11 protein-coding genes and 1 riboswitch are annotated in these 16198 nt (G+C 76.4%); of the genes, 5 read left to right on the top strand and 6 right to left on the bottom strand.

Going from position 1 to position 16198, the window contains the following annotated elements; all coding sequences use genetic code 11:
- The coding region (locus tag IE321_RS43095) for a hypothetical protein (protein ID WP_308439743.1) at positions 1-246 on the bottom strand (246 nt) is incomplete at its 3' end.
- A gap of 100 nt (positions 247-346) precedes the next feature.
- Here IE321_RS43095 and IE321_RS36850 point away from each other — a divergent pair.
- A complete protein-coding gene (locus IE321_RS36850; protein WP_373316659.1) occupies positions 347-718 on the top strand; it encodes an NPCBM/NEW2 domain-containing protein in 372 nt (123 codons plus the stop codon).
- Here IE321_RS36850 and IE321_RS36845 read toward each other — a convergent pair.
- Together IE321_RS36845 and IE321_RS36840 are read right to left on the bottom strand one after the other, a co-directional pair.
- Positions 705-3977: an ATP-binding protein gene (locus tag IE321_RS36845; protein ID WP_190226116.1), complete on the bottom strand. Its 3273-nt coding sequence runs from the start codon at positions 3975-3977 to the stop codon at positions 705-707. The two genes, IE321_RS36850 and IE321_RS36845, sit on opposite strands and share 14 nt — an antisense overlap.
- Before the next feature lie 122 nt (positions 3978-4099).
- On the bottom strand, positions 4100-6313 hold the full coding sequence (locus IE321_RS36840; RefSeq protein ID WP_190226115.1) for an asparagine synthase-related protein: 2214 nt from the start codon (positions 6311-6313) through the stop codon (positions 4100-4102).
- A 732-nt stretch (positions 6314-7045) separates the two neighbouring features.
- On the opposite strand from IE321_RS36840, the gene IE321_RS36835 reads away from it, so the two are divergent.
- The 4 genes from IE321_RS36835 (at position 7046) to IE321_RS36820 (ending at position 12213) form a co-directional block, all read left to right on the top strand.
- Entirely contained in the window at positions 7046-8497 is a 1452-nt protein-coding gene (locus tag IE321_RS36835; RefSeq protein ID WP_043224730.1) for an NsdA family TPR-like regulatory protein, read from the top strand.
- Between the two features lie 167 nt (positions 8498-8664).
- Positions 8665-9849 (top strand): L-2-hydroxyglutarate dehydrogenase, encoded by a 1185-nt coding sequence (lhgD, locus tag IE321_RS36830; RefSeq protein ID WP_043224854.1) that lies wholly within the window; start codon positions 8665-8667, stop codon positions 9847-9849.
- Between the two features lie 194 nt (positions 9850-10043).
- On the top strand, positions 10044-10763 hold the full coding sequence (trmB, locus tag IE321_RS36825) for a tRNA (guanosine(46)-N7)-methyltransferase TrmB (protein WP_226652070.1): 720 nt from the start codon (positions 10044-10046) through the stop codon (positions 10761-10763).
- Positions 10764-10875: 112 nt separating this feature from the next.
- Entirely contained in the window at positions 10876-12213 is a 1338-nt protein-coding gene (locus IE321_RS36820) for a PrsW family intramembrane metalloprotease (protein ID WP_370531618.1), read from the top strand.
- Here IE321_RS36820 and IE321_RS36815 read toward each other — a convergent pair.
- The 3 genes from IE321_RS36815 to IE321_RS36805 form a co-directional block, all read right to left on the bottom strand.
- Entirely contained in the window at positions 12210-13169 is a 960-nt protein-coding gene (locus IE321_RS36815) for an aldo/keto reductase (RefSeq protein WP_190226113.1), read from the bottom strand. The genes IE321_RS36820 and IE321_RS36815 overlap by 4 nt on opposite strands.
- 83 nt (positions 13170-13252) lie before the next feature.
- Entirely contained in the window at positions 13253-14458 is a 1206-nt protein-coding gene (locus tag IE321_RS36810; RefSeq protein WP_190226112.1) for a M23 family metallopeptidase, read from the bottom strand.
- 12 nt (positions 14459-14470) lie between these two features.
- Positions 14471-14621: riboswitch (cyclic di-AMP (ydaO/yuaA leader) on the bottom strand.
- Positions 14622-14856: 235 nt separating this feature from the next.
- Positions 14857-16107, bottom strand: a complete 1251-nt coding sequence (locus IE321_RS36805) for a PP2C family protein-serine/threonine phosphatase (RefSeq protein ID WP_372470245.1) — start codon at positions 16105-16107, stop codon at positions 14857-14859.
- Positions 16108-16198 lie beyond the last annotated feature (91 nt).

Here is a 16198-nt window from a genome sequence, read left to right as displayed (position 1 = left end):
GACCGCCGCCCCCGTGACGCCGGCGGGTCCGCCGCCGGCGAAGCCCTCGGCCGGCTCGACCCCGTCCCCGCCGCCCGCGCCGGAGCCCACCACCCCGCCACCCCCGCCGGAGCCGAAGCCCTCCCCGACGCCGAAGCCCACGCCGACGCCGGTGGTGAAGCCCTCCCCGACGCCGAAGCCCACGCCGACGCCGACGACCCCGCCGCCCAGCCCGAAGCCGAGCCCGACGCCCACCCCGCGTCCCACCCCGCCCCCGCCGACGACCCCGCCGCCCGCGCCCGCCGTCTACCAGGTCGACCGGCTGGACTACGAGGCCTTCGGCGACGGCACCGCGCCCGAGGTAGTCATGGACGACGGCACCTGGATGTGGCCGCGCCAGGGCATGTCGATCGGCGACAGCACCTACGCGTACGGCGTCAGCGTGCACGCCCCGTCCTCGCTGCTCATCCGGCTGAACCGGCAGTGCACCCGCTACGACGCGATGGTCGGCGTCGACGACCTGAGCGCCCCGCTCGGCCCCGGCGGGGTCCGCTTCTCCGTCTACGGGGACGACGAGCGGCTGTGGCGCTCGCCGGTGGTCCGGCCGGGCGACCCCGCGCTCCCGGTCCGGGTGGACCTCCGCGGCCGCTCCACCCTGCGGCTGGTGGTGGAGGAGCACACGCCGTTCGGGCAGGCGGCCGTCGCCGACTGGGCGGAGTCCCGGATCAGCTGCTCCTGAGGGGCCCGCCGACGGCGGCGTACCCCTCCACCAGGGCCAGGACGTCCTCCCCGGAGAGTCCGGCGCCCTCCGCGCGGGCGGCGGCGAGGCCGTCCTCGCCGAGCGCGGCCCGGCAGGCGGCGGCGATCGTCCCGGCCTCGCGCTCCTCGGGGACCGAGCGGGGGACGTCCCGCCGCCAGGTGTCGACGGCGGCCGCCACGCGCGCGCACCGGGCCGCGTCGCCTGCCCGGTGCAGGGCGAAGACGAGGCCCTCGGCCAGGCTGATCACGACGATGTCCGCGCAGGGGCCGGTCAGCGCGGCCCGCAGGGCGGCCGCGGCGGACGTGACGGCCGCCTGCCCCCCGCCCTCCTGGGCCTCGATGCGGGCGACGAAGCCGTCCAGGGCGATGCTGAAGTGCGGCGGCGGGTTGCCGCGGCGGAGGTGCGCGCCGACCGAGGCGATGGAGGCACGCGCGCCGGCCGGGTCGTTCCGGTCGAGGGCGAGGACGGCGCGCATGAAGTCCACGTAGGCGAGGGCGTCCTGGAGGCGGAGCCGCTCGGCCTCGCGGGCGGCCTCGGCGAGACCGCGCTCGGCGGCGGCCGTGTCGCCGTCGCGGTAGGCGAGTTCGGCGAGCCGGGCGATGAGGAAGGGGGCCTCGGCGTGGGCGCCGACCTCGCGGGCGAGCCCGAGGGCCTCCTCGTACGCCTCCCTGGCCTCCGCCCGGCGGCCCCGCATCATGTGGGCCTCGGCGGCGGCCGAGGCGACCTGGGCGCCCATCCAGCGGTCGCCGACCCGGCGGGTGAGGACGCGGAGTTCGGCCAGGTCCTCGTCGACGCCCTGCATGCCGCCCGGCATGTCCACGATCATGTGGGTGCGGAACATCAGGCTCACGCCGATCTCCCAGTCGCCGCCGTACCGCCGGCAGGTGTCGACGCCGTCGTCGAGGAGGGCGCGCACCGTCGCCGGGTCCTCGACGAGGTACGCGGTGAACGGCCAGAGCAGGCCGGGGAAGCGGGCGGACTCCGGGCCTCGGTCCTGCTCGAAGGCGTCCCGGACCCGGCGGACGAGCGCGAGCACCTCGGCGTTCTCCCTGAGGTCGCCGGTGTACATCTGCTCGTCCTCCATGGCGAGGAAGAACGAGAGCATCCGCAGGTGCATGCGCGGCCAGTGGCGGGGGTCGGCCGGATCGTCGGGGTCCTCCCCCAGGGCGAGGGCGCGCCGGGTCCAGGCCAGGCCCTCCGGGCGGTAGTTGCGCAGCCACCAGAACCAGCCCATGGCGAAGACGAGCCGGAGTCCGGCCCGCTCGTCGGGGTCGGTGACCAGGGTGCGGTGGAGGGCGGCCCGGATGTTGTCGAGGTCCCGTTCGAGCCGGTCGATCCAGGGCAGCTGCTCGCCGGAGCGGAGCTTCGGCTCGGCCTCCTCGACGAGGGCCGTGAAGTGCGCGGTGTGGGCGGCCTCGGCGGCCGCGCGCAGCTCCGGGGTCTCGGCGGCGCGCTCGGAGGCGTACTCGTGGATGGTCTCCAGGAGCCGGTAGCGCATCGTGCCGTCGTCGGTGGGGGCGGCGACGACGAGGGACTTGTCGACGAGGGCGCCGAGGGTGGTGAGGGTGTCGGTCCCGCCCGCCGGGTCCGGGGCGTCGACGGCCTCCGCGGCCGGGAGGTCCCAGCCGCCGGTGAAGGCGGAGACCCGGCGGAGCAGGGCGCGCTCGGCCGGTTCGAGCAGGTCCCAGGACCAGTCGACGACGGCGCGGAGGGTCTGCTGGCGGGGCAGCAGGGTGCGGGCGCCGGAGCTGAGGAGCCGGAAGCGGTCGTCGAGCCGGTCGGCGATCTGGCGGGGGGTGAGCAGCCGGAGGCGGGCGGCGGCCAGTTCGATGGCGAGGGGCAGGCCGTCGAGCCTGCGGCAGATCTCGGCGACGGCGTCGGTGGCGTCGGCGGTCCGCGCCTGTTCCCGGTCGAAGCCGGGGCGGACGGCCCGGGCCCGCTCGGCGAAGAGCCGGTGCGCGGGGGCGGGCGGCAGCGGCTCGACGGGGCGGACGGTCTCGCCGGGGACGCCGAGCGGTTCGCGGCTGGTCGCGAGGACGCGCAGGCCGGGGCAGTGCGCGAGGAGGGTCTCGGCGAGGGCGGCGGCGGCGCCGATGACGTGCTCGCAGTTGTCGAGGACGAGGAGCAGGGAGGGGCGGTGGGCGAGGTGTTCGACGAGGTGGACGGTGGGGTCGTCCTGGAGGGCGGTGCCGTCGCGGGTGATCAGGTTGATCTCGCGGAGGCGGAGCGCGGAGAGGACGGCGCCGGGGAGGGCGCCCGGGTCGTCGAGCGGGGCGAGTTCCACGATCCACGCGTCGGGTCCGGCGGCCTGCCGGGCCACCTCCTCGGCGAGCCGGGTCTTCCCCGAACCGCCGGGTCCGGTGAGCGTCACCAGCCGGAAGCGGCCGAGGTCGGCGCGGAGCGCGGCCAGTTCGGGCTCCCGGCCGACGAAGGAGGTGAGGCGGGGGCGGATGTTGCCGCCCCCGGGGACGGGCGCGGGGGCCCTGGGCGGTCCGTCCGCCGGAGGGAGGCGGGGCGTCGGGGCGGGGTCGAGGAGTTCCCGGTGGAGGGCGGTCAGTTCGGGGCCGGGGTCGGTGCCGAGGGCGTCCGCGAGGGTGCGGCGGGCCGTGTCGTACGCGGCGAGCGCGTCGGCGTGCCGGCCCTCGGCGCGCAGGGCGCGGATGAGCTGGGAGTGGAAGCCCTCGTCGTACGGGTGCGCGGCGGTGAGCCCGGTCAGTTCCGGTACGAGTCCGTCGGGCGCGCCGCGCCGCAGGTCGGCCTCGACGCGGCGGCGGACGGCGGCGAGGCGCTGCGCCTCGGGGCGGACGCCCGCCGGTCCCGGCAGGTCGGCGAGGGCGGGGCCGCGGAAGAGTCCGAGGGCGTCCCGCAGGATCGCGGCGGCCGGCCCGGGGTCGTCGGCGTCGAGGAGGGCGGCGGCTTCGGAGGCGCGGCGCTCGAACACGTACAGGTCGATGTCGTCCCGGTCGGCGGCGAGTCGGTAGCCGGGGCCGGGGGTGGCCTCGACCGCCTCCCGGCCGAGGGCCCGGCGCAGGCGGGCGACGAGGGCCTGGAGCGCGGCGGGCGCGTCGAGCGGCGGCTCGTCCCCGTACACGTCGTCGACGAGCTCCCCGACCGGGACGGCCCGTCCGCCGCGCAGCGCGAGCGCGGCGAGCAGCGCGCGCAGCCGGGCGCCACCGAGGGGCACGGGGCTGCCGTCGGGTCCGAGGGCCTCGGTGGTGCCGAGGATGAGATACCGCACCGGCCCATTCTTGCCGCAGCGCGCGGGGGGCGCCTCGGGGTTTCCCCGGCGGGTCCCGGGGGTCCGGGCCCCGGGACCCGGCGGCGCTCGATCCGGCGTGCTGTGACGTTTCGCCCGCGGGCTCACCGTGCCGGCAGGGACCGGGACGCCGGGATCAGCGGCCCTCGCACCGCGCGGGGCGCGCGGGGGGCGGCCGTGTCGGTCCAGCAGGAGCCCCGGCGGGCCAGCAGGCGGCGGAGCCAGAGTTCGGTGGAGATCAGGTCGGCGAGGCCGTCGAGGGGGACGCGGGCGCCGTCGGCGGCGGCGCGCAGGGCCTCGCGGACGGTGCCGGCCTCGATGAGGCCCGCGTCGGCGAGGAGCGGCGCCTCGAAGAGGGCCAGCAGGGTCGGGAGGGCGGCGCGCAGGCCCGCGCGGGCGGTGGCGGCGGGAACCGCCGGGTAGGGGGCGCCCCAGCCGGGCGGCAGGTCGCGGATGCCGGTGTCGGCGAGGACGGTGCGCAGGACGCCGGCGCGCGCGTCGGGCTGGACCCGGAGCGATTCGGGGAGGTCCCGGCAGGCGCGGACGACCTGGTTGTCGAGGAAGGGGGCGTGCAGCCGCTGGCCGCGGATCTCGGCGGCCTGCTCCAGGACCCGGAGGTCGGCCGCGGCCCGGGCGAGGGCGGCACGCGCGCGGGCCTCGCCCGGACGCTGGACGGCCGGCGGCAGGGTGGCCGCGCGGTGCAGCCGGGCCGACACCTCGGCCAGCGCCTCCCCCGTCAGCCAGCGGGCCGCGGGGCCCGGCCGGGACCAGGCGAGGGCGGAGAGCGAGGCCGCCAGGGGGCCGTGGGCGTCGCCGGGCGCGCGGTTCGCGTCGAGGACGTGCCGGGCGGCGGTCTCCAGGCCGGTCCGGTAGGGGGTGCGGGCGAGCCTGCGCGCCGCGCGGTAGACGGTGACGGGCACCAGGAAGGAGCCCGCCGACGGGCCGGTCGCCCTGGCGAGGGCCGTCACCGGGCGGACCAGGGAGCGGCGCCTGCGGTCCATCAGCAGGTCGGCGAGGCGCGCCGGGTGGGCGTCGAGGGCCTGCTTGGCGCCCAGGCCGGTGAAGTGGTCGGCACTGCCGCCGACCCATCGCCTGCGGTGCCGTTCGGCGGTGACCAGCGCGGGCCCGGGCTCGTCGGTGAGCGGCCCGTCGAGGGTGGCGTACGGGAGGGCCTCCTCGCCCGCCGTGACGACGACGTGGCGCAGCCGGGGGTCGGCCGCGAGCTCGCGGGCCCGTTCCAGTTCGGCCGCCCGGCCGGGCCCCGGCTTGTTCGCCAGGTCGCTGAAGGTGACGGCGAGCAGCCGCTCGCCGGCGCCGGCGTGGCCGAGGACGGTGCCGGGCACGCCGGGCAGTCCGGCGGCGGGCAGGGCCAGGGTGGCGGAGGCGCTGCCGCCGGACAGGTCGGCGCCGATGCCGGGAGCGGGGCCGGCGCCGCGGGCCGCCCGCCGGTCCGCGGGGCCCATGCCGGGGACCGGTCCGGGGTCGGGCAGCGGCGCCTCGGGCGCGTGCCGGGGGGCGGTGAGCCGGGCCCGTACGGACTCCACGAGGGCGTCCCGGACCGCTTCGACGGCCTGCCGGGGGTCGGCCTGCGGGGCGGCGACGGCGAGCGAGGCCACCGTCTCGTACCCGGCGATCTCGCGGGAGCCCTCGCGCAGGACCAGCGCGTGGCCGGGCGGGACCCGGCGGACGCCTTCGTAGGGGGTCGTGTCGCGGAGCGCCTCGGGGGACTCGGGGCAGGCGAGCAGGGCGGCGAGGTGGCCGATGTCGAGCTGGGCCTCGACGAGGTCGGCGAGCGGGAGGGCTGCGGTGGCGAAGGCGGTGCCGCCCTCCCAGGGGGTGTGGAAGACGGGGCGGGCGCCCGCGAGGTCGCCGGTGACGGTGAGCCGGCGGCCGGACTTGACGACGGCGGTGTAGCTGCCGGGCCAGGCGGTGAGGTGGCGCAGGGCGCCGCCGCGCGCGGTGACCAGGCCGCGGCGGAGTTCGTCGTCGCCCGCGGCGCAGCAGCCGAGGACGGCGAGCCGGGTGCCGTCGTCGAGGCCGACCACCCGCACCTCGTCGGGGCGCCAGTCGCCGACCGCCCACAGCGGGTCGGGATCGCCCCAGAGGAGCTGTGCGCCCACCGGCTGCACCGTGCGCCCCCCGACGTGCCCGCCGGTCTCGGCGAACGGCGGTGCCGGGTGCGGGACTTCGGCGCCGTAGGCGCCGTGACCGCCGGTTCCGCCGTAGGCGCCCCGGGCGCCGTTCGCCGTTCCGCCGCGGGTTCCCGCGGTCGTGGCGTACCCCGCGGCGACACTGCTCCAGCCCACCAGCCATCGCATCGGCGCCTCCACGTCCGTTTCGGTGGGGCCATGCTGCCATGACAACGGCGCACGGGGCGGGGTCCGGGTGCACGCGCGCGAAAGCCGAATGCGCCCCTGGCATGGGCCGGTTGGCCGGGCGGGGGGTGTCCGGCGACCGGGCGGTGGCGTGCCGGTGACGGGGCGGGCGGGAGCCCCGGGGTCGCCGGAGGGCCGCCTCGCGGGTCCCCGTACGGCTCCGGCACGGCCCCGGCCCTGGAGGATTCGGCCGGTTCTCGCCCCCGTCCGGAGGTTTGACCTGCCGTCGGGCGCTGAAGGGATCATGGCGACGGAGGCGCCCCGGCGGCGCCGTCCGCGCGCCGGCGGTCCCGCCGCGCGGCAGTCCGGGAGGCGACCCGCCTCCCGGCGCCGTCCGCCGCCCGCGGGGAATGGGGCGGCGGTGTCCCCCGGCCCACCGGTGCGGGACCCGGAGCCGAAGGGGCTCCGCCTCCCGGCCGGACGGGCCGACCCACGCAGCACCCATCGAAGCGTTCCGGGTCGGGAGCGACGAGAGCGCACGGCCGGGCGCACGGCCACACGGGCGGAGCACGGACCGGCGGACCGGCGCCTCCGGTGGGCTGTTCACACAACAATCTCGCCATACGGAACTCCGCCCCTTAACGGTGGGGATGCGGCGAACTACGCTGTGTTGACGAATGCCGCACGCCTATGCCCGGCGTCGTGGCGGCCGTCTGGAGGACGAGGGGTGGCGTCATGTCCAGGGAGCAACGCGGGCCGAACGAGAAGCTCGGCGCCGTTCTCGCCCTCGCGGGAATCAGCAACGCCGGTCTCGCCCGGCGGGTCAACGACCTCGGCGCGCAGCGCGGGCTGACGCTTCGGTACGACAAGACCTCGGTGGCCCGCTGGGTCTCCAAGGGGATGGTGCCGCAGGGCGCCGCGCCGCACCTGATCGCCGCCGCGATCGGGCAGAAGCTGGGCCGTCCCGTGCCGCTGCACGAGATCGGGCTCGCGGACGCCGACCCGGCGCCCGAGGTGGGCCTCGCCTTCCCCCGGGACGTCGGCGAGGCGGTCCGTGCCGCCACCGACCTCTACCGCCTCGACCTCGCGGGGCGGCGGGCGGGCGGCGGCGGGATCTGGCAGTCGCTGGCCGGCTCCTTCTCCGTCAGCGCCTACGCGACCCCGGCCTCCCGGTGGCTGATCACCCCCGCCGACCCGTCGGTGGAGCGGGACGCCGGACGTCCGGGGGGCGGCGGTCCGGTGCCCGGGCCGGCCGAGACCGGGGAGCACGTGCGCGTGGGGCACAGCGACGTCGCCAAGCTCCGGGAGGCCGCCGAGGACGCGCGCAAGTGGGACTCCAAGTACGGGGGCGGGGACTGGCGCTCCTCGATGGTGCCCGAGTGCTTAAGGGTGGACGCGGCGCCGCTGCTGCTCGGCTCGTACTCGGACGAGGTCGGCCGGGCGCTGTTCGGCGCGACGTCCGAGCTGACCCGGCTCGCCGGCTGGATGGCCTTCGACACCGGGCAGCAGGAGGCCGCCCAGCGGTACTACATCCAGGCGCTGCGGCTCGCGCGGGCCGCCGCCGACGTGCCGCTCGGCGGCTACGTCCTCGCCTCGATGTCCCTGCAGGCCACCTACCGGGGCTTCGCCGACGAGGGGGTGGACCTCGCCCAGGCCGCGCTGGAGCGGAACCGGGGGCTCGCCACCGCCCGCACCATGTCCTTCTTCCGGCTCGTCGAGGCCCGCGCGCACGCCAAGGCCGGCGACGGGCCCGCCGCGGCGGCGGCGCTGAAGTCCGCCGAGGGGTGGCTGGAGCGCTCCCGGGAGGGCGACGCCGATCCGACCTGGCTCGGCTTCTACTCGTACGACCGGTTCTGCGCGGACGCCGCCGAGTGCTACCGGGACCTGCGGATGCCGCGGGAGGTGCGGCGCTTCACCGAACAGGCGCTGTCCCGGCCGACGGAGGAGTTCGTCCGCTCGCACGGGCTGCGGCTCGTCGTCTCGGCCGTCGCCGAGCTGGAGTCCGGCAACCTCGACGCGGCCTGCGCGGCGGGCACGCGCGCGGTGGAGGTCGCGCACCGGATCTCCTCCGCGCGGACCACGGAGTACGTACGGGACCTGTTGCACCGTCTGGAGCCGTACGGGCACGAGCCCCGGGTCAGGGAGCTGCGGGAACGGGCCCGGCCGCTGCTCGTCGCCCCGGCGTGACGGGGTGCGGCGGGCGTGACGGGTGCGGTGGAGGCCTGTTGGGGCGGGAGGGGGAGTGACCGGGTGCGGCGGGGTGAGCGCGAAAGCGTGACGCGCATCCCACGACGTGGGCGTTTAGCGGGATTGTCAGTGGGCCAGTGCACTATCAGGGGTGGGAGGTGGCGCTGGTGTTTGACTGTGACGTGCTGGTGATCGGCGGCGGGATCGTCGGTCTGTCGACGGCGTACGCGCTCCAGCGCGCCGCTCCCGGCACCCGCGTCGCCGTCCTGGAGAAGGAGGAGGGGCCCGCGCGCCACCAGACCGGGCGCAACAGCGGGGTCATCCACAGCGGCATCTACTACCGGCCCGGCTCCCTGAAGGCGCGGTTCGCCGTCGAGGGCGCGGCCGAGATGGTCAAGTTCTGCGCGGAGTGGGACATTCCGCACGAGGTGACGGGCAAGCTCGTCGTCGCCACCGAGCGCGAGGAGCTGCCCCGGCTGCACGCCCTGGTCCAGCGCGGCCGGGAGAACGGCATCCCGGTCCGCGAGCTCGGCCCGTCGCAGATCACCGAGTACGAGCCCCGGGTGCGGGGGCTCGCCGCGATCCACGTCGGCACGACCGGCATCGTCGACTACAAGGCGGTCGCGCGGCGGCTCGCCGAGTCCTCCGGCGCGGAGATCCTGTACGGCGCGGAGGTCACGGCGATCGACCGGCGCCCGTGGGGCGTCGCCGTGCGCACCGCCGACCAGCGGATCCTGCGCGGCAAGGTGCTGGTGAACTGCGCGGGGCTGCACTGCGACCGGATCGCCCGGCTCGCCGGCGACGACCCGGGCATGCGGATCGTCCCCTTCCGGGGCGAGTACTACGAACTGGCCGACCCCTCGCTGGTGCGGGGCCTGGTCTATCCGGTGCCCGACCCCGCCTTCCCCTTCCTCGGGGTGCACCTCACCCGGGGCATCGACGGCGGCGTCCACATCGGGCCGAACGCGGTGCCGGCGCTCGCCCGCGAGGGGTACGACTGGGGCGTCGTCCGCCCCGGCGAGCTCGGCGGCACGCTCGCCTGGCCCGGCTCCTGGACCATCGCGCGCCGCCACTGGCGGTACGGCGCGGGCGAACTGCGCCGCTCCCTGTCGAAGCGGGCCTTCACGGAGGCGGTCCGGCGGCTGCTGCCCGGCGTCGACGAGTCCGACCTGCGGCCGGCCGCCGCGGGGGTGCGGGCGCAGGCGGTGCTGCGGGACGGGACGCTGGTGGACGACTTCCTGATCCGCGAGGCGCCCCGCACGGTCCACGTCCTCAACGCGCCCTCCCCCGCCGCGACCGCCTCCCTCCCCATCGGCCGGGAGATAGCCCGCCGGGCCCTCCCCCTGCTGTGACCCCCGCCCCGGGCGCGGGGTCGCGCGGCGCGGGCGGCCTCGCGGCGCGGGCCCGTGGGGCGCGGGCCGCGTCCCCTCGGCCCCGAGGGCGGCGGCGCGGCCCGCGGGAGGAGGGGCGGGCCCGTACCATGGGCCGCATTGTGGCTGAGCAGCATGAGAAGAGCACCGAGTCCGTCGCCCGCCGGGGCAGCCGTATGTTCGCGCCCGGGGAGGGGCCCTCGCCCGACCCCGCGGGGGCGCACTTCGAGCGCCGGATCCGTAGTTTCCAGCCGCGGCGCAGCCGGGTGACGGCCGGGCAGGCCGAGGCGATGCTGAAGCGGTGGCCGGACTGGGGTCTGGACATCGACGGCAAGCGGGTGCTGGACCTGCGCGAGCTGTTCGGCGGTCTGCCCGTGGTCCTGGAGATCGGCTTCGGGATGGGCGAGGCGACCGCGCAGATGGCCGCCGCCGACCCCGGCACCGGCATCCTCGCCGTCGACGTGCACACCCCCGGCCAGGGCAACCTCCTCGGCCTCGCCGACCGGGGCGGCCTCACCAACGTGCGGGTCGCCAACGGCGACGCGATCATCCTGCTGCGCGAGATGCTCGACCCGGCCGCCCTCGACGGCTGCCGCGTCTACTTCCCGGACCCGTGGCCGAAGAAGCGGCACCACAAGCGGCGGCTGATCCAGCCCGAGTTCCTGACCCTGCTCGCGACCCGGCTGAAGCCGGGCGGGGTCCTGCACTGCGCCACGGACTGGGAGCCGTACGCGGAGCAGATGCTGGAGGTGCTGTCCGCGCACCCCGACTTCGAGAACACCGCGCCCGACGGCGGCTACGCGCCCCGCCCCGACTTCCGGCCCCTCACCCGCTTCGAGGGCCAGGGCCTGGACAAGGGGCACATCGTGCACGACCTGCTCTTCCGCCGTAGGTAGCGCCGCTCTCCACAAGTCCGTCGCCGCTGTCGGCGGCGGTCGCTAGGGTCGAGTCGTGTCGTCTCCCCTGCCGCCGTCCACGCCGTCCTCCGAGTCGTCCGCGCCGCCCGCCGTGTCCCTGCCGTCCCAGGCCGGGCCGCCGGCGGTCGAGAGCCACGTCCCCGTCCGCGAGGGGGACGAGCCGTCGTTCGCCCTGGCCGCCGACCGGAGGCAGTGGCGGTACCGGCCCCGGCGGGCCTTCTGGCGGAGCCGGATCGTGCGGGCCGTCGCGCTGGTCACGCTCCTCGCGCTGTGCGCCCTGGTGATCCTGGCGCTGGTGCGGGAGCAGACCGGCACCGAGGGCTTCCTCGTCGGCCTGGGGCTCGCGGTGTTCCCCGTACCGCTGCTCATGGCGGCGTTCCGCTGGCTCGACCGGGTGGAGCCGGGGCCGTGGAAGAACCTGCTGTTCGCCTTCGCGTGGGGCGCGTTCGCCGCCGCCCTGGTCGCGATCCTCGCCAACTCCTTCGCCGTCCGCTGGATCGCCACCGCGACCGCCGACCCGAGCTCGGCCGACGACCTGGGCGCCACCGTGATCGCCCCGGTCGTGGAGGAGTCCGCGAAGGCCGCCGCGATCCTGCTGCTGTTCCTCTTCCGGCGGCGGGACTTCCGGAGCCTGGTCGACGGGGTGGTGATCGCCGGCTTCACCGCGACCGGCTTCGCCTTCACCGAGAACATCCTCTATCTCGGCACCGCCTTCGGCGAGGACCAGGACGTGGGCGACGGCGGCATCGGCGCCGTCACCGCCGGCACCTTCTTCGTCCGGGTCGTCATGTCGCCGTTCGCGCACCCGCTCTTCACCGTGCTCACCGGCATCGGCTTCGGCCTGGCCGCGCTCGCCCCGCGCGGCAAGCGGCTGCGCCGGGTGCTGCTGCCGCTCGTGGGACTGCTCCTGGCGATGGGCGTCCACGCCCTGTGGAACGGCTCGGCGACCTTCGGCGGCCCGCTCGCCTTCTACGCCGTGTACGCGGTCTTCATGGTGCCGGCCTTCGGGCTGCTGACCTGGCTCGCCGTGTGGAGCCGGCAGCGGGAGCTGCGCACCCTCGCCGGGGTGCTCCCGGCGTACGCGGCGGCGGGCTGGCTCTCCCCCGAGGAGCCGCTGGCGCTCTCCTCGATGCGGGCCCGCCGCACCGCTCGGGCGGTGGCGTCCCGTACGTACGGCAAGGCGGGGGCGCGGGCGGTCGGCGAGTACGAGTCCTTCGCCACGACCCTGGCCTTCCTGCGCGAGCGGGCCCGCCGGGGCACGGTCCCGGTGCCGGACTTCGCCGCGCGGGAGCAGGAGCTGCTGCACCACCTGTGGGAGCGTCGGGCGACGGCCTCGCCGGCGCTGTCGTACGCGGCCCGGGCGACCGGCCGGGTGTGGGTGCCGCCGCAGTACCTCGACTACGGCGGCTACAACCCCTACAAGGGTTAGCCCTCGGGCGTCTCGGACGCGGCGGTCAGGCGGGCCAGTTCGGCGTCGGTGAGCGTGAGGTCCGCGACCGCGAGGAGCGCGGGCAGCTGCTCGACCGTGCGGGCCGAGGCGATCGGCGCGGCGACGGTGGGGCGGGAGGCGAGCCAGGCGAGGGCGACGGTCGCGGGCTCGGCGCCGTGGGCCTCGGCGACCTCGTCGAGGGCGGCCAGCACCGCCTGGCCGCGGGTGGTCCCGGCGAGCTGGGAGACGCCGTGGGCGCGGACGCTCTCGACGGTCCGGCCGGGCCGGTACTTGCCGGTGAGGAAGCCGGAGGCGAGACCGTAGTACGGGACGGCGACGAGGCCCGTCTCGGCGACGGTGTCGAGGAGCGGGCCCTCGTACTTGGCGCGCGAGACGAGGTTGTACTCGGGCTGGAGCGCCACGTACCGCGCGAGGCCCTCGGCCTCGGCGAAGTCGAGGGAGGCCCGCAGCCGCTCGGGGGAGATGTTGGAGGCGGCGACGGCCCGCACCTTGCCGTCCCTCACCAGCTGGTCGAGGGCGGTGACGATCTCCTCCACCGGCACGGACTCGTCGTCGAAGTGGGTGTAGTAGAGGTCGATGTGGTCCGTGCCGAGGCGGCGCAGGGACTCCTCGGCACCGGCCTTGATGGTGGGGGCGCTGAGGCCCTTGAGGCGGGAGTGGGCACCGACCTTGGTGGCGACGACGATGTCGGAGCGGTTGCCGCGGGCGGCCAGCCAGCGGCCGATGATCGTCTCGGACTCTCCGCCCTCGTTGCCCTCGACCCACTCGGAATAGACGTCGGCGGTGTCCACGAAGTTGCCGCCCGCCGCCGCGTAGGCGTCGAGGACGGCGAAGGACCGCTCCTCGTCGGCGCTCCAGCCGAAGACGTTGCCGCCCAGGGCGAGCGGGAAGACGTGCAGGTCGGACGTGCCCAGCGGGCGCAGAGGTGAGGTCATGACGACCTCAACCCCCTGCGCCGCCGGGCGTATTCCGGTCGAGGAGCCTGAACCCCGGCCGAAAAACGGCTACGGGCCGCGGGTCAGACCGTCAGGCCCTTGGAGCGCAGCCACTCGGCCGGGTCGATGCCCGAACCGTCGGGGGTGTGGACCTCCATGTGGAGGTGGGGACCGGTGACGTTGCCGGTGGCGCCGACGCGGCCGATGGTCTCGCCGGTGGTGACGGTCTGGCCGGCGCCGACGGTCATCGAGGAGAGGTGGCAGTACCAGACCTCGGTGCCGTCCTCCAGTTCCAGGACGATGCGGTAGCCGTACGAGCCGGACCAGCCGGCCGACTTGATCGTGCCGCCGTGCACCGCCTTGAGCGGGGTGCCGGTGGGCGCGGCGAAGTCGAGGCCGGTGTGGTAGCCGGAGGACCACATGGAGCCGGACTGCATGTAGGTCGAGGTGAGGGTGTAGGAGGAGAGCGGCATGGAGTAGCTGGCGGCCAGCTTGGCGAGCCGCTCGGCCTCCGCCTTCTCGGCGGCGATGCGCTCGGCCTCGGCCTTCTCGGCGGCGAGCCGCTCCGCCTCCGCCTTGGCCTTCGCCTCGGCCTCGGCCTTCGCGGCGGCGTCCGCCTTGGCCCGGGCGTCCGCGGCGGCCTTCTCCGCGGCGGCCTTCTCGACGGCCAGCTTCTCGGCGGCGACGGCGGCCTGCTGCTGCTGTTCGGCCTGCTGGAGGATGCGGGCGCGCAGGGCCTCGCCGGCGTCGGCGGCGGAGGCGGTGCGCTCCTCGGTGACCGTCGCGGCGGCACCGGCCGCGGTGTCGGCGGGGGCGTTGTACGTGATCGAGGTCAGCGGCTTCGCGGCGGCGCCGCCCGCCGCGACCGGCCCGGAGTCCCGTGCCGGGGCGGACTCCTCGTCGCCGCCGGGGAGGAGGTCGCCGACGCCCGGCAGGTCGTGGGCGTCCGGCAGACCCAGGTCGGGGAGGTCCGGGAGCGAGATGGCGACCGGGGCCTTCTCCTGCGCGGTGGCGAGGCCGCCCGCGCCGACGGCGGCGATGACGCCGACGCCGAGGACGGTGGAGGAGCGGGCGAAGTTGGAGCGCTGCTTCACGACCCGGTGCCGGCCGCCGGAGCGGCTCTCGGCGCGCAGCGAGCCCTCGGTCGGGTTCCACTCCCCGGGCGCGGGGGTGAAGGAGGCCGTGTCGTACGTGCCCGGCGCGTAGCCGTCCGGGTCGTCCGCTCCGACGGCTCCCCTGCTGCCGAACGGGTCGAAGGGGGCTTCGGGTACGGGGGTGTTGGACGCCACGGAGGCGCGCTCCTTTCCTTCCTTCTCGCCTACCGGGTTAGCTGACGGGTTCGGAGCAGGAAGGTCTCCTACGGGCGTGTTCGCACGGGGGGTGTGCGAGGGGCCCGATTCACCCCAAGGGTTGGTTCCCCGGTTCCCTTGCGGGATTCGGCGCGTGCGCACGGAGCCGTCTCTTGCGACGGCTGGGACGACCGCGCTGCGTTATCGAACGTTAATAGACACGGCGGTCCGATTCCAAGCCGTTCCCCTTGATCATTCATTGAATTGGCGGGGATTCGCCCGAGTTGACCCCCCTTCAGTGCGCCCCGCTCAAACCCTCGGGATCTGACGTTATGTCAATTGTTATCTCTGAGGCACCTGGCGACCACACACGGTGACACCACCCGCCGGGGATCCGGTCAGCGGTCCGTCCGCCCCGGCGGAACCACCGGCATCGTCCGCCGCCGGGGCGGCGCCCCGGTCGCCGGCCGGCTCACCGCGAGCAGCGCCATGTCGTCCGTCGACCCGCCGCCCGTGTGCCGCCGCACGTCGTCCACGAGCGCGTCGAGCAGCTCCTCGGGCCCCGGGAAGACCGCCCCCGCGAGCCGGGCCGCCGGATCGTAGAAGACCCCGTGCTCGTCCCGCGCCTCCGACAGGCCGTCCGTGTAGAAGAGCAGCGTCGCGCCCGGCGCGTACGGCCGCTCCTCGGCCCGGTCCGGCCAGACCGACAGCTCCCCCATCCCGAGCGGCAGCGCGGGTTCGGCCGGCTCGACCGCCTCCAGGCGCCCGTCCCCGTACAGCAGCAGCGGCGGCGGATGCCCCCGGTTCACGATCCGTACGAGCCCGCCCTCGCGCGGGATCTCGGCGATCACCGCCGTCGTGAACCCCTCGAAGGCGTCCAGCCCTTCGCGCCGGGTGCCCTCCCGCGTGAGCGCCCGTTCGAGCCGCTGCGCCACCCCCTCCAGGGCCGCCTCCTGCTCGGCGGCCTCGCGGAAGGCGCCGATGACGACGGCCACCGCCTCCACCGCGTCCATCCCCTTGCCCCGCACGTCCCCGACCACCAGGCGCACCCCGTAGGGGGTGTCCTGCACCGCGAACAGGTCGCCGCCGATGAAGGCGTCCGCCTGCGCCGCCTCGTACCGCGCCGCGCACTGCAGCCCCGCGATCCGCTCCGCCGGCATCGGCAGCACCGCCCGCTGCGCCGCCTCCGCGATCACCCGTGCCGAGGCGAGCCGCTCCCCGCTGCGCCGCACCACCAGGTTGATCAGCATCGCCAGCGCCGAGACCGTCACCACCGTCAGGGTCTCGGTGAGCGAGGGCACGTCGGAGAGCGTGTCGTTGTACACGTGCAGCCCGACCGAGGCGAGGATCGCCGCGAGTCCGGTCAGCAGGGTCGTGAGCCGGGAGAAGAAGGGGGCGGCGACCAGCGGGGCGGCGGAGAAGAGCGGCGCCGCCGTGTACGTGGGCGGGGTGGCCAGGTCGAACACCACCCCGCCCACGATGATCAGCGGCGGCAGCGCCCGCAGGAACCTCCGGGCGGCCCCGTAGGGCACCGGCGAGGACTGCGGATCGCGCCCGTAGGGGCCCTGGGACGCGCCGGAGCGGACGGTACGGCCGCCGGGCCGCTCGCCCCGCCGCCCACCGCCCGCCGCTCCCCGAGGCTGCGCCACCTGAGTACTCCTGACCGGTCGGGGCCCGCCACCGGGCCGTGCGGTCGCGGGCCCGGGCCCGCGACCGCACACCCTCCAGGGTCCCCGCCCG

This window comes from Streptomyces hydrogenans, assembly GCF_014656075.1.
In the GTDB taxonomy this organism is placed as follows: Bacteria; Actinomycetota; Actinomycetes; order Streptomycetales; family Streptomycetaceae; genus Streptomyces; species Streptomyces hydrogenans.
The sequence above is the reverse complement of the archived record's forward strand: the minus strand, read 5'-3'. Positions and strand labels throughout refer to the sequence as shown.

What these genes read in the sequence shown, in the direction of transcription:
- IE321_RS36850 (WP_373316659.1), top strand. Translation starts at nt 347, where the DNA reads ATGGACGACGGCACCTGGATGTGGCCGCGCCAGGGCATGTCGATCGGC.
- IE321_RS36840 (WP_190226115.1), bottom strand. Translation starts at nt 6,313, where the DNA reads ATGCGATGGCTGGTGGGCTGGAGCAGTGTCGCCGCGGGGTACGCCACG.
- IE321_RS36835 (WP_043224730.1), top strand. Translation starts at nt 7,046, where the DNA reads ATGTCCAGGGAGCAACGCGGGCCGAACGAGAAGCTCGGCGCCGTTCTC.
- trmB (WP_226652070.1), top strand. Translation starts at nt 10,044, where the DNA reads ATGTTCGCGCCCGGGGAGGGGCCCTCGCCCGACCCCGCGGGGGCGCAC.
- IE321_RS36815 (WP_190226113.1), bottom strand. Translation starts at nt 13,169, where the DNA reads ATGACCTCACCTCTGCGCCCGCTGGGCACGTCCGACCTGCACGTCTTC.